Origin of the sequence: Clostridium sp. AF50-3 (assembly GCF_003477445.1) — a bacterium.
In the GTDB taxonomy this organism is placed as follows: Bacteria; Bacillota; Clostridia; order Lachnospirales; family Lachnospiraceae; genus Otoolea; species Otoolea fessa.
On the sequence record NZ_QUDH01000013.1, the window covers coordinates 37,354 to 50,265 of the forward strand.

Consider the following 12,912-nt stretch of genomic DNA (forward strand, 5'->3'; position numbering starts at 1 on the left):
TTTCTTTCAAGAAAGGACAACACAAGATGAAATTTGCAAATAGAATGGACCGGTTTGGCGAGGGCGTGTTCTCCATGCTGGCGCAGATGAAGAAGAAAAAACTGGAAGAGGGGGAGATGATCGTTGATCTGAGCATCGGTGCACCGAATATTGCCCCCGCACCGCATATTTTAAAGGCGCTCAGCGAAGCCTGTCTGGTACCGGAAAATTACCTGTATGCAATTCAGGATCAGCAGGCACTTCTGGAGGCAGTGTCCGACTGGTATGCGCGCCGCTATGGAGTGGAGCTGAACCCGGAGACAGAGATTTGCTCTTTGCTCGGTTCCCAGGAGGGACTGGCGCACATTGCACTTTCGATTGTGGATGAGGGGGATGTGGTTCTGGTGCCGGATCCGTGTTATCCGGTGTTTGCGGATGGTCCGTCTTTGGCGGGGGCAGAGCTTTACTATATGCCGCAGCGCGAGGAAAATCACTACATCATTGATTTGAAGGAAATTCCGGAGGAAGTCGCTCAGAAAGCGAAATTTATGATTGTTTCCTACCCGAACAATCCGACGGCGGTGCTGGCTCCAGACAGTTTCTATGAGGAATTGATTGCATTTGCAAAGAAATATGATATTATCGTTCTTCACGACAACGCCTACAGTGAGCTTGTGTTTGACGGAAGAACCTGCGGAAGTTTCCTGCGTTTTCCGGGCGCACGCGAGGTCGGCGTGGAGTTTAATTCGCTGTCAAAAACGTACGGATTGGCGGGCGCGCGCGTCGGCTTCTGTGTGGGAAATGAGGAAGTGGTCAGTCATCTGAAAACATTGAAATCCAACATGGATTATGGTATGTTCCTGCCGATTCAGAAAGCGGCGATCGCGGCGATCAGCGGTGACCAGAGCTGTGTGGCTTCGACGAGGGCGGCATATGAGAGACGGCGCGACTGTCTGTGCGACGGACTTGCATCCATCGGCTGGAAGATGGAAAAACCGGAAGGCACGATGTTTGTGTGGGCGCCGATCCCGGCAGGATTTACGGATTCACTGGAGTTTGTAAAGGCTTTATTTGAAAAAGCAGGTGTTCTGGTGACACCGGGCAGCGCATTTGGACCGTCGGGCGAAGGTCATGTGCGGATGGCACTGGTGCAGGACGAGGATGCGATTGCGCTGGCGGTGCGCCGGATTGCAGAGAGCGGCATTTTACAATCCAATCAGTAAAGATATAAATCAATAGAAGATAGAATGGATACAGGAATTTATAGATGAATGTGGAAAAAAATATCCGGGGAAGACAGAGAGTCCTGGTGACGGTCTGGATTTGGCATATTGTTTTAATTTTATATATTTTGTTTATCTACTCCAATTCCATGCGTCCGGCAGTACAGTCATCGGCGGAGAGCGGACGGGTTCTCCGGCTTTTGCAGAAGCTGGCAGCAGATACCGGAATAGCCGTACCATGGCTGACCGAGCATATTGTGCGCAAATGTGCTCATTTTATTGAGTATACAGGGCTGGGAATGCTGCTTAGACAGAGTGATGCCTGTGTGCGCAGGAACCGGACTGTCTCAGAAAAAATGCGGATAGAGGATTTGGTTGATCGGGGAGATGGGACTGGGAGAATGTGTGCGCTGACACCGGACGGACATGTATGGCTGGAAATCCATCGTATCGCTATTTTTGCGGTCCCGTTTCTGGATGAGACGATTCAGCTGTTTACCGAAGGACGTTCCGGGCAGATCAGCGATGTATGGCTGGATATGGCGGGAGCACTGACTGGAACGGTGCTGTATCTGGCAGCGAGGCGGATATATTTGCGAATAAAGAAAGAATGAAGATAGATAACACATGGAGAAAAAATATGTCGGATCGAAATATAAAAATCACCCTGCAATACGACGGAAGCCGCTACGACGGCTGGCAGAAGCAGGGAAACACGGACAAGACGATACAGGGAAAATTAGAGCAGATTCTGGAGAAAATGGCGGGGCAGACGGTAGAGGTGCACGGTTCCGGACGGACAGATGCAGCGTCCACGCATGGGGACAGGTGGCGAATTTCCATCTTCCGGCGTCCTGTGCCGGGATGAGCGCGGAGGAGTTGAAAGCGTACCTGAACCGCTATCTCCCGGATGATATCGCTGTTTTATCGGCACAGGAGGCGGGAACGCGTTTTCACAGCCGTTTAAATGCTGTTTCCAAGACGTACTGCTACCGGATTGAGACGGCAGCGAAGAAAAATGTATTTGAGCGCCGATATGTGTACGGTCTGGGGGAACCTCTGGACATAGCGGCCATGAGGCGGGCGGCTGCGTATCTGACAGGTGAGCACGATTTTAAAGCATTCTGCTCGTTGAAACGGATGAAAAAATCGACGGTGCGGAATCTCACTGCCATCGAGATTGCCATGCGGGAAAGTGTGTGCGAACTACATTTTCGTGGCAATGGCTTCCTATATAATATGGTAAGAATCCTGACCGGAACACTGATAGAGGTAGGACTTCATAAGCGGACACCGGAATCGGTGGCGGAGACGCTTTTTTCCTGTGACCGAGCGTTGGCGGGCTTTACGGCGCCGCCGGAGGGGCTTTTTCTGGAACGGGTCGAGTATGAATAAAGCTGCATTGATTTTTGCCAGCTGCTGCGAGGAGCTGGACAGGAATCAGAAAAAATTCATAACAAATGCAATAAGAACTGGTTTATCTGCATTAAGTTATATAGAAAGGAAATTTCGTCCATGTTTTTGATGGGGCTTTTAACGACCATGGAAGAGACGGTCGCCTATGATAAGATGAGCGATGAAAAGCTGCTTTTGCGAGTGGCAGAGGGAGATAAGGCGGCGTTTCAGCAGCTTTATCAGAATACGGATAAAACTATATACGGTTTTATTCTGTCGATTTTGCGGAATCCGCAGGACTCTGAGGAGGTCATGCAGGAGCTTTATTTAAAGGTCTGGACTTCGGCTGGAAGCTATCAGTCGCAGGGCAAACCGCTGGCGTGGATGTTTACGATCGCTAGAAATCTTTGCTATATGCGTTTCCGTGACCAGAAGCATGAAGCGGATATCGGGCTTTCGGATCTTTCTGAGATGGAGACAGGGGAATTCTGTCCCCAGATAGAGGATGCTGCGGATAAGATGGTATTACACGCAGCACTCAAAATATTAAATGAAGAAGAACGGCAGATTGTACTTCTGCGGACATCAGCGGGGTTAAAACATCGTGAGATCGCGGCAGATTTGGAGATGCCGCTGGCAACGGTGCTTTCCAAGTACAACCGTGCTATGAAAAAACTGAAAAAACACCTGAGAGAGGAGGGAGTACATTGACCGATCACTCTGAAACAGCGTGGGAACAGGATGAGATTGAGTCACATCTGCGATCGGCGATGGACACCCTGACTCCCAACGTATTCGATAAAATCGATCTCTCGACGCCACAGGAGATCTATGTAAAACCATCCCGCCGTGTACGGATGTACCGCCGGATGAGGACCGTGGCGATGGCAGCAGCCGCCTGCCTGTGTGTGGCTGTGTTAGGAGGCGGTGTTTCATTTTACCAGAATCACCGTGTCGATTCGGTGATTGGCATCGATGTCAATCCGAGTATTGAGCTTTCCGTCAACCGGAACGAGAAAGTATTGCAGGCGAATCCGCTTAATGAGGATGCGGAGACGATCCTGGATGATATGAATTTGAAAAATGTAGACCTTGATATTGCGGTCAACGCATTGATCGGTTCGATGGTCCGGAATGGTTATCTGGATGAACTGGACAATGCGATTCTGGTTACCGTGTCCAATGAGAATGAGAAAAAGGCATCATCATTGCGTCAGGATGTCGTAGGGGATGTAGAGTCTTCCCTGCAGGAACACGCGGTACAGGCGGTTGTCTATGACCAGCGGATGAAGGTAACCGGGGAGATTCAGGATCTGGCGGAGAAATACAATATTTCTTATGGAAAAGCGTATTTTCTGCGGGAGCTGATCCGTGACAACGACCTGACCGAAAATGATATGAAAAAATTTTCCGGTATGACGATGGAAGAGATTGCGCGGGAGATCGCGGATCGTGCTTATACGGTAGGTTATTCGAAGACGGACAGCACCATTGAGACGGATGCGGCTCTGGTTCGTGAGGTGACATTGCCGCAGACCGAGGAAGAAACCTTAGCGGAGACGACCGTGGAAAGCACCGGTCAGCCGGAAAATGAACCGACGCCGGCAGAACAGCCATCGACTGCAGTACGCCCGGTGGAGACAACCGCCGCAGCAGATGAGGACGAGGAAGAAGTCGATTCGGGAGGCAAGAAAGCGAAGATTGACTATGTAGATTACGAGAGCGGTTCGCTGAACATCGTTTTTAAGGAAAAGGTTAAATGGAAAAATCCGACCGTGTCGGTGGTAGATCCGGACGGTCAGAGCTATTCGGCGAGAATCACGGACACAGGCGGAACCTCCTGTGAGATTCACGTCAAAGGCTTCCAGCCAATACGGAGTGCACGTTTACGCTCGGCGGAGTGGCAGTGCGGGACGGCGGTTCCTTTGGTACGGTAAAAGGCTATTTCGAGACGCCGGATATTGCGGACGATCTGATTGATGAGGATGACGACGATGCGGATGATGAGACAGTGGAGACAAAGCCGTCCGAGACATCCCGTGCGCCGGAGACACTGACAGAAGCAGTAAAAGAGAGCACGCACTCGGAGACAGAGTACAGTCAGATGGAGACAAAGCAGACGGAAAAAGAAACGAAGACAGATGCGGAGTCAGCTAATTAAAGCGGAGTGTATGAGGATATATGATTCCTGTTGCCTGAACCATGATATGTCTGGAGTTATCAGAAGTTGGATTCGGGCAGCAGGAATTTTAAGAACCATTAGAATTATTTGCAGGAAGCCTCGTGACGGAAAAATATCCGGGGCATTACGAGACTGTAAAATGTTTCGAACTGGTAAACAATTATAATTGTTCAAAAAAACATAAGTGTTTGAAAAAAATACTTGACGAAACAAAAATTTATGATATAATAATAAATGTGGCTGAGACAGCTATGAAATAAAAGATTGGGCTATCGCCAAATGGTAAGGCAACGGACTCTGACTCCGTCATTTTCAAGGTTCGAATCCTTGTAGCCCAGCTATTTTGAGACAGTGAGGATGATTCATCCTTGCTGTTTTTCTTTTATCTTTTCTATTTTTTTCTGATTGGTAGATTCTTAAAGATTCCAACGATTGACAAATTCCCTAAAGTACAATAGACTTATCTGGAAACATAATTGAGAAAAAGTTTCAATAGTATTTTTCTCTCTATGCTTTGCTTCAAAATCAGGCGGATGTAGAAGCCTGATGACATACAATGAGTTTGACTAATGAAGAGAGATGGAGGCAGAGAATGACATTAAAGGATTTACCAATAGGAAAAACTGCAACCGTTCGGGCAGTTGGCGGAGAAGGTGCACTGCGGCATCATTTTCTGGATATGGGATTGATTCCGACTGCATCGGTTACGATGGTAAAATATGCGCCGATGGGCGATCCGGTTGAGGTGCGGATTCATAGCTATGAACTGACGTTGCGCCTGGCGGATGCAGAGAAGATAGAGATTGAGAATGTACGCGAGGCAGGAACCGAAGCAGCGGACAAAAAGGAACATGGGATTCCGATGGCGCGCGCGATCGATCACCCTGGACTCGGAGAAGGTGGAAAATACCATACAAAGGCGGAGGAACACCCATTGCCGGATGGCATCGTCCTGACGTTTGCCTGGCAGGTAATCAGAACTGTGGCAAAACGACGCTTTTTAACCAGCTGACCGGATCCAATCAGCATGTGGGGAATTTCCCGGGTGTGACGGTGGACCGGAAGGATGGCACGATCCGCGGACATGAAAATACGAAAGTGACCGACCTGCCAGGAATCTATTCCTTATCGCCATATTCGAATGAGGAGCTGGTGACGCGCCAGTTTATTTTGCAGGAGCACCCGAAGGGAATCATCAATATCGTGGATGCGACAAACATTGAGCGCAACCTGTATCTGACCATGCAGCTTCTGGAACTGGATATTCCGATGGTTCTGGCGCTTAATATGATGGACGAGGTGCGCCAGAACGGCGGTTCTGTCCGTGTCAACGAACTGGAGGAAGAACTGGGAATTCCGGTTATCCCGATCTCAGCGGCAAAGAATGAAGGAATCGGAGAGTTGATCGATCATGCGCTTCATGTAACGCATTTTCAGGAGAAACCGGGACGGCAGGATTTCTGTGATGCGGATTATCACGGTGGTGCGGTGCACCGCTGCCTGCATGGCATTATGCATCTGATCGAAGATCACGCGCAGAATGCGGGTATTCCGGTGCGCTTTGCTGCATCAAAGCTGGCAGAAGGCGATGAGGAGATTGAGGCGCGTCTGAATCTGGACACGAATGAAAAAGAGACGCTGGAACATATTATCTGCCAGATGGAGAAGGAACGCGGGCTGGATCGGGCAGCTGCGATTGCGGATATGCGGTTTGGTTTTATCGAAAAAGTCTGCAGGCAGACAGTCGTCAAACCGAGGGAAAGCCGGGAACACCAGCGAAGTGTGAAGATTGACCGTCTTCTTACCGGAACCTACACGGCGATTCCGGCATTTATTGCAATCATGGGTCTGGTATTCTGGCTGACATTTAATGTGATTGGCGCGGTCCTTTCAGATGGTCTGGAACTGGTGATTGAATGGCTGACAGAGCGGGCAGACGCAGCGCTGACAGCGGCCGGTATCAATCCGGTGCTCCATTCCCTGCTGATCGATGGTGTGTGCAATGGCGTGGGAAGTGTTTTGAGCTTTCTGCCGATCATTGTGACGCTGTTTTTCTTCCTGTCACTTTTAGAGGACAGCGGTTATATGGCACGTGTGGCGTTTGTGATGGATAAACTGCTTCGAAAGATCGGCCTTTCCGGACGGAGCATCGTGCCGATGCTGATTGGCTTTGGCTGCACGGTACCAGGAGTCATGGCAAGCCGGACGCTTTCTTCGGAGCGAGATCGAAAAATGACGATCCTGTTGACTCCGTTTATGAGCTGTTCCGCCAAGATTTCGATTTATGCGTTTTTTACCGCTGTATTTTTCCCGCATCATGGGGCGATTGTTATGATTGCACTTTATCTGTTGGGAATCCTGATGGGAATTTTGATGGCAATGCTTCTTAAAACAACTTTATTTAAGGGTGAAGCCGTTCCGTTCGTCATGGAGCTTCCGAACTACCGGATGCCGGGGGCGCGCAATGTCGCCCAGCTTCTCTGGGAAAAGGCAAGGGATTTCCTGCAGAAAGCATTCACGGTTATTTTTGTGGCGACGATTTTAATCTGGTTCCTTCAGACATTTGATCTGCACCTGAATGTTGTGTCCAATTCCCAGCAGAGTCTTCTGGCGGTTATTTCTGGTGTGATTGCACCACTGTTTGCGCCGATGGGATTAGGCGACTGGCGTGTCTGCACGGCACTTCTGACCGGATTTATGGCAAAAGAGAGTGTTGTATCAACGCTGTCGGTTCTGTTCGGGACGACTCAGAGCCTGCGTGACATTCTGACCCCTCTTTCAGCGGTCAGTCTGCTGGTTTTCTGCCTGCTCTATACGCCGTGCGTGGCAGCGATCTCATCGGTCAGACGCGAACTGGGCGGAAAATGGGCTTGCTTTGTCGTGATGGCGCAGTGCGTGATTGCGTGGATCGTAGCGTATGCGGTCTATCTTTTGCTGGGGATGGTAATGTAGGTTTTGACAGAAAGTGAACCAAGGAAAAATTTCAAGTAACAAAAGGAGCTGCTGTTTTATTCTTTTTATGGGTTTACAGTAGACAACATTTTAGAAAAATGTTTATAATAGTAGGAAGTGAAAAAATAGACAGGAAAGTAACCGGATGGACAGTCATTCGAAAAAATGGATCTGTTTTTATCGAATAGAACCAGGAGGCGGGGACGGAGTTAATGCAGACGATCAATGAAGACATCAAAAATGGCACATTTAAGCCGGTTTATCTGCTATACGGCGAAGAGGCGTTTTTGAAGCAGAGTTATAAAAAGAAGCTGCGGGCGGCGATCTCGGGCGATGATACGATGAACTACAATTATTTCGAGGGAAAAGGGCTGGATGTGAACGAGCTGATCAGTCTGGCGGACACGATGCCATTTTTCAGCGAGCGGCGTCTGATTCTGATCGAGGACAGCGGATTTTTCAAGACTTCTTCGGAGGCGCTGGCGGAGTATCTGCCGATGATGCCGGACACGACCTGCATCGTATTTGTGGAGGAGGCGGTCGATAAGCGAAACAAACTCTACAAAAAGGTCAAGGATCTGGGTCACATTGCGGAGATGAAGCGGCAGGACAGCGCGCAGCTCGCCAGATGGGCGGCGACGATCCTGGCGCAGAATGGGCGGAAGATCACGCCCTCCACGATGAATCTCTTTTTGGAGCGCGTCGGCGATGATATGGAAAACATCCGGATGGAGCTGGAAAAACTCATTTCCTACACGATGGGCAGTGAGGTAGTGACGGCAGAGGATGTGAAAGTCATCACGACCGTGCAGATCACGAACAAGATCTTCGACATGGTAGCGGCGATCACGGCGGGAAAGACGAAGCGGGCGATGGATCTGTACGAAGACCTGCTGACACTCAGGGAGCCGCCGATGCGGATCCTGTTCCTGATTGCCAGACAGTTTAACCAGCTTTTGCTGGTGCGAGAATTGCAGGCGTCCGGCGCAGACCGGGGGACGGTTGCCTCGAAATTGAAAGTACCTCCGTTCGTAGCCGGAAAACTCAGCAGCCAGGCGGCGGCATTTACGAAAGAACAGCTCATTTCCTATGTGCAGACCTGCGTGGATGCCGAGGAGGCAGTCAAGACCGGGCGGATGGCGACCGGCTGGCGGTGGAGCTGCTGATCAGTCAGCCCAGAAGTTCCGTGCGCTGATTCTAAAGGGCAGTGCCAGCATCAGAATCAGCGGTTCTTCGGCCGGACCCGGCTGGAAAAGAAGCAACAAAAAACCATTATTCTGTCACACCCACAGAATAATGGTTTTTTAATTTGGGTTAATTTTTAATATATAATTCGAAAGATCCGCTCTGGATAATTAAGCCAGAGTATTTACAGCCTTGGAAAGACGGGATACTTTGCGGGAAGCTGTATTCTTGTGGTATACGCCCTTGGAAGTAGCCTTGTCGATCTCGCTGGTAGCAGCTAATAATGCAGCCTGTGCAGCAGCCTTATCTTTTGCAGCAACAGCAGCTTCTACTTTCTTAACAGCAGTTTTAACTTTGGATCTGATAGCCTTGTTTCTTGCAGCTCTTGTCTCTGCAACTAAGATTCTTTTTTTTGCGGATTTAATGTTAGCCAATGTAGTGTACCTCCATCATAAATTCTTTTATTTTGATTCGTAATTCATTTTGTATTTGGTTTGCATTAAAGCCTGGACACGGACAGTTCAATGTAAACATACTATTACATTCTATCGAATAAAGGCAGTATTGTCAATATCTATTTGCCTGTTTTTAGGGAAAAATTCGGAAAAAATGAAAGGGGAGCTGAAAAAGCAGCTCTTGTCAAGTTGCATAAGCGGAATAAAAAATAAAAAAATTGATCGTTCAATATGATGAAATTGTGAAAAAATAAAAAAAGTGCTTACACGAATGGAAAAAAGACGTTATAATAGCGAACCGTAACCCAAATCGAATATAGTTTGAAAAAACGCAGTGAGATTGCATACAGCAGTAGAGATCGAAACGAGTTTCCGATTTCTGCTGCCTTTTATTTTGTGAAATTTATCACGGACAGCATCTTGTGCGTGGGTGTGTCGGACTGATTTGCCGTTGCATCTGGATAGAAGCAATTATTTTATAGGAGGAGAAGGAAAATGCCAAGAAATAAGAGAGAAAGTTTTATCTATTCCGTTATCATGTGTTTCACGATGGTACTCTGGATGAGTATGTACAATGTAACCCTTCATATGGGACATTTATCCTTGGAAACGATCCGCGAAGGATGGATCGGATTCCCGTTTGCATTCGTGTATGCGTTTCTGTTTGACTGGTTCATCGTGTCCGGTCCGGCGAAGGGAATTGCGTTCCGTTACTTTGTATCACCGGAGAGCAGCACACTTCGTAAAGTAATCACGATCTCCTGCTGCATGGTCGTTCCGATGGTATTTGTTATGTCCTTATATGGCGGTCTGGAAGCCTGCGTGAAATCCGGCGCATGGAGCCAGTTGCTCATCATCTGGCTGACCAATATTCCGAAGAACATCATCATGGCGCTTCCGTTCCAGCTCATTGTAGCAGGTCCGCTGGTGCGCCGCGTGTTCCGTACCGCATTCCCGGAGGGAACCGTGCTGCAGGAACCGGTTATGTAGGGAGATAGCAGAAAAAACTGGATATCCCCTTTTTGTGTCATTACGGATTCAGCAATACCGAAGCATAAAATACGCCGTCCCGCCATTCAAACCGCGCATCGCCGTGGTACTGTTCGGCGATCATGCGGATCGATTCGGTTCCGATGCCGCTTCCAGCAGGTTTGGTCGATACCAGTTTTTCATTCATCCAGGTAGGGCTGAATGCGCTGGTGTTGTCCGTGGTGATGGACAGGGTGGAGGTACCCGTCTGCACCGCGGAGAGACGGATGAAAGGCGGCGTGTTTTCAGAGCTGGAACACCCGGTCTGACAGGAGAAAAAGTTGTAGCCGAAGAGCGCCTGACAGATGCAGAAAGCGGCGGCACGCACGACCAACAGATAATCGATGATAAATAAATATAGAAATAAAATCATTCCGATCTCGGCGTCTACTATCAGCTTAAATAAAACGCCAAAGCAAGGGAGCGCGAGGTATTGCACCCATACACTGGACAAACCATCTACAATCGCGATTTTCAAAACAAAATCCCTCTTTTCTTCTGATTGTCTGGGAAAAGGCTGCTTACGCATGTTTCGAACCTTTTGATCCTAATATCATAAAGATGTTGGGGTCAAAAGGCATTTTGACCCCTCTGATACCAGATGCTCCGCACTATATGCTCCCGCAATCTTCAAAAACATTCGTAATTCGCTCATTTTTCTTTGAAAAATGGCTACTTACTCATGTTTTTGGCGGGTCCCAAGGTCAAAAATGCTCCTGCAAGCAAGCTTGCGTCGAACTTCTGACCTTTTGACCCTGGTATCATCATAAAAGTATCATAACATAAAAAGAAGCAAAAAAGGCATAGTTTTTACATCTTATGAAACAGACTTGATACGCTCTGCCGATCATGCGAAAATGTGTGATCGGCAGAGCTCTTTTTTGATGTCTGACAATCCCTTACAAATTTATGAAAAACCTATGAAAAATCCCCCCGCCCCCTCGCCAAGAGAAAAAAGTTATGTTATAATTTATGGAAGAATGCGTTTTTGGCGCAGCGGTTTCAGAAACGGGACGTATCGGACCGGAAGCGCGGCATATATAAAAAAGGAACCATGTATGCTCAACGAAGACAAGATAAAATTAATGACCGAACTGGCACTGTTTGAGAAGAAGCATGCTTCCCAGATGAAAACAGTCAATCAGTATTTTAAAAGCGACTATATCAGCCGCAATCTGCTCCGGGGATTTATAAGCTATACATTGTGCAGCATACTTCTCTTTGGAATGTGGGTATTATTTAATGTAGAAGTAGTTCTGAGTTCGATAGGAATGGATGAACTGAAGGGACTGGCTTTTCGAGGAGGAGCTTTATACCTCGGGGGGCTTTTTCTGTATGTCGTCCTGACGATCATCGTGTATGGCGGGCGGTATGAGTACGAGGAAAGGATGAACCGGATCTACATAGCGAAACTGAAACATCTGGATAAGCGCTACGATATACACCGGCGCGCCAGAAAAATGGAGAGAGAGAGGAGAGGCAGATGAGAGGACTCCTTGCAGGGAAAGAAGCACTCAAGGCTTTCTATGCGAGATACAGTGCATTTGTGAATGCATTCCTGCGTTTTATAACTGCCTTTGCGGCGGTGTTTCTGATTAACCAGAACATCGGACTGATGCCGAAACTGAGCGGCGGTCTGGTGCCGCTGTTTGCGGGAATTATATGTGCATTTCTCCCATTTGGAGCCATTGCGTTTCTGATTGGGATTTTTTTGCTGGCACAGCTCTTTGCAGCATCGATGGAAGTGGCGCTCATCACCTTGGTGTTCCTTCTGATCGTGGTGCTGCTGTATTACGGATTTCAGCCGGGTGACAGCGCGTACCTGATTGTAACGCCGATCTTGTTTTTTCTGAAGGTGCCGTTTGCAGTCCCGATGATTCTCGGACTGACTGGAAGCCTCGTATCGGTGATTCCGATGAGCTGTGGGATTTTTCTGTACTACGTGATTCTGTATGTGAAGCAGAACGGAAGCTTCTTGGCAGGCAGTGAGCAGACTGAGATCACGCAGATGCTGGCGCAGGTCATCAAAAACCTGCTGGCAAACCCGGCGATGCTTGTCATGATTGCGGCATGCTGCCTGGGGGCGCTGACGGTCTGTGTGCTCAAGAAACTGTCGATCAACTACTCCTGGGGGATCGCGATCGGAGCTGGCCTTATTTTACAGATTCTGGTTGTGTTTATCGGCGATTTCCGCTTTGGCGTTCCGGTGTCAGTGCCGGAGCTGGTTGTGGGAATGATTGGTGCGGTCATTGCATCGCTGATCTATCAGCTGTTTGTTTTTTCGGTCGATTACAGCCGGACCGAGTACACGCAGTTTGAGGATGACGATTATTATTACTATGTGAAAGCGGTTCCAAAGATTGCGATCTCGAGGACGGATGTAAAGGTACAGGAAATCAATAAAGTAAAGAGAAGATAGACTATTTTATAAAAGAAACTTGTTGTTAAAAGAAATGCGTGACGGGTCATATGTACGTGACTGGTAACAGAAACGCAGCCCGAAAGGGAGGGA

At 48.4% G+C, this 12,912-nt stretch carries 13 protein-coding genes, 1 tRNA gene and 1 pseudogene; 13 read left to right on the forward strand and 2 right to left on the reverse strand.

Going from position 1 to position 12,912, the window contains the following annotated elements:
- The first annotated feature begins 26 nt into the window (after positions 1-26).
- From DW085_RS13640 to holA, 10 genes and pseudogenes are all read left to right on the forward strand, one after another.
- Complete coding sequence (locus tag DW085_RS13640; RefSeq protein ID WP_118493214.1) at positions 27-1,202, forward strand: aminotransferase class I/II-fold pyridoxal phosphate-dependent enzyme; 1,176 nt, start codon at positions 27-29, stop codon at positions 1,200-1,202.
- 44 nt (positions 1,203-1,246) lie between these two features.
- Positions 1,247-1,816: a VanZ family protein gene (locus DW085_RS13645; protein ID WP_118493216.1), complete on the forward strand. Its 570-nt coding sequence runs from the start codon at positions 1,247-1,249 to the stop codon at positions 1,814-1,816.
- Positions 1,817-1,842: 26 nt separating this feature from the next.
- Positions 1,843-2,070, forward strand: coding sequence for a hypothetical protein (locus DW085_RS20645; protein WP_347475100.1), 228 nt, complete (start codon positions 1,843-1,845; stop codon positions 2,068-2,070).
- A complete protein-coding gene (locus tag DW085_RS13650; protein WP_347475101.1) occupies positions 2,031-2,597 on the forward strand; it encodes a tRNA pseudouridine synthase A in 567 nt (188 codons plus the stop codon). Before DW085_RS20645 ends, DW085_RS13650 begins: the two co-directional genes overlap by 40 nt.
- 120 nt (positions 2,598-2,717) lie before the next feature.
- Positions 2,718-3,308 carry a sigma-70 family RNA polymerase sigma factor gene (locus DW085_RS13655; protein WP_118471852.1) on the forward strand — a complete coding sequence of 197 codons (591 nt, stop codon included), beginning with the start codon at positions 2,718-2,720 and terminating at the stop codon, positions 3,306-3,308.
- The gene (locus DW085_RS13660; RefSeq protein ID WP_118493218.1) at positions 3,305-4,534 is read left to right on the forward strand and encodes a hypothetical protein; all 1,230 of its coding nucleotides are present in this window, start codon (positions 3,305-3,307) and stop codon (positions 4,532-4,534) included. Before DW085_RS13655 ends, DW085_RS13660 begins: the two co-directional genes overlap by 4 nt.
- On the forward strand, positions 4,498-4,758 hold the full coding sequence (locus DW085_RS13665) for a hypothetical protein (protein ID WP_182430889.1): 261 nt from the start codon (positions 4,498-4,500) through the stop codon (positions 4,756-4,758). Before DW085_RS13660 ends, DW085_RS13665 begins: the two co-directional genes overlap by 37 nt.
- A gap of 286 nt (positions 4,759-5,044) precedes the next feature.
- Positions 5,045-5,117: transfer RNA gene (locus DW085_RS13670), tRNA-Gln, on the forward strand.
- Positions 5,118-5,371: 254 nt separating this feature from the next.
- Positions 5,372-7,731, forward strand: a pseudogene (gene feoB, locus DW085_RS13675) (ferrous iron transport protein B).
- Between the two features lie 212 nt (positions 7,732-7,943).
- On the forward strand, positions 7,944-8,897 hold the full coding sequence (holA, locus tag DW085_RS13680) for a DNA polymerase III subunit delta (RefSeq protein WP_347475102.1): 954 nt from the start codon (positions 7,944-7,946) through the stop codon (positions 8,895-8,897).
- 189 nt (positions 8,898-9,086) lie between these two features.
- Here holA and rpsT read toward each other — a convergent pair whose 3' ends face one another.
- The gene (gene rpsT / locus DW085_RS13685) at positions 9,087-9,350 is read right to left on the reverse strand and encodes a 30S ribosomal protein S20 (RefSeq protein WP_022358531.1); all 264 of its coding nucleotides are present in this window, start codon (positions 9,348-9,350) and stop codon (positions 9,087-9,089) included.
- 516 nt (positions 9,351-9,866) lie between these two features.
- On the opposite strand from rpsT, the gene DW085_RS13690 reads away from it, so the two are divergent.
- The gene (locus tag DW085_RS13690; protein WP_117795985.1) at positions 9,867-10,361 is read left to right on the forward strand and encodes a DUF2798 domain-containing protein; all 495 of its coding nucleotides are present in this window, start codon (positions 9,867-9,869) and stop codon (positions 10,359-10,361) included.
- A gap of 40 nt (positions 10,362-10,401) precedes the next feature.
- Here DW085_RS13690 and DW085_RS13695 read toward each other — a convergent pair whose 3' ends face one another.
- Positions 10,402-10,878 (reverse strand): GHKL domain-containing protein, encoded by a 477-nt coding sequence (locus DW085_RS13695; RefSeq protein ID WP_182426599.1) that lies wholly within the window; start codon positions 10,876-10,878, stop codon positions 10,402-10,404.
- Between the two features lie 580 nt (positions 10,879-11,458).
- Between DW085_RS13695 and DW085_RS13700 the strand changes: the two genes are divergently transcribed.
- Both DW085_RS13700 and DW085_RS13705 read left to right on the forward strand, forming a co-directional pair.
- Positions 11,459-11,887, forward strand: a complete 429-nt coding sequence (locus DW085_RS13700) for a hypothetical protein (protein ID WP_107001300.1) — start codon at positions 11,459-11,461, stop codon at positions 11,885-11,887.
- Positions 11,884-12,819, forward strand: coding sequence for a hypothetical protein (locus tag DW085_RS13705; protein ID WP_022359167.1), 936 nt, complete (start codon positions 11,884-11,886; stop codon positions 12,817-12,819). Before DW085_RS13700 ends, DW085_RS13705 begins: the two co-directional genes overlap by 4 nt.
- The last annotated feature ends 93 nt before the right edge of the window (positions 12,820-12,912 follow it).

Bases quoted from the DNA above. Each gene is read 5' to 3' on its own strand.
- DW085_RS13645 (WP_118493216.1), top strand. From the start codon at position 1,247: ATGAATGTGGAAAAAAATATCCGGGGAAGACAGAGAGTCCTGGTGACG.
- DW085_RS13700 (WP_107001300.1), top strand. From the start codon at position 11,459: ATGCTCAACGAAGACAAGATAAAATTAATGACCGAACTGGCACTGTTT.
- holA (WP_347475102.1), top strand. From the start codon at position 7,944: ATGCAGACGATCAATGAAGACATCAAAAATGGCACATTTAAGCCGGTT.
- DW085_RS13640 (WP_118493214.1), top strand. From the start codon at position 27: ATGAAATTTGCAAATAGAATGGACCGGTTTGGCGAGGGCGTGTTCTCC.
- DW085_RS13705 (WP_022359167.1), top strand. From the start codon at position 11,884: ATGAGAGGACTCCTTGCAGGGAAAGAAGCACTCAAGGCTTTCTATGCG.
- DW085_RS13690 (WP_117795985.1), top strand. From the start codon at position 9,867: ATGCCAAGAAATAAGAGAGAAAGTTTTATCTATTCCGTTATCATGTGT.
- DW085_RS20645 (WP_347475100.1), top strand. From the start codon at position 1,843: ATGTCGGATCGAAATATAAAAATCACCCTGCAATACGACGGAAGCCGC.
- DW085_RS13655 (WP_118471852.1), top strand. From the start codon at position 2,718: ATGTTTTTGATGGGGCTTTTAACGACCATGGAAGAGACGGTCGCCTAT.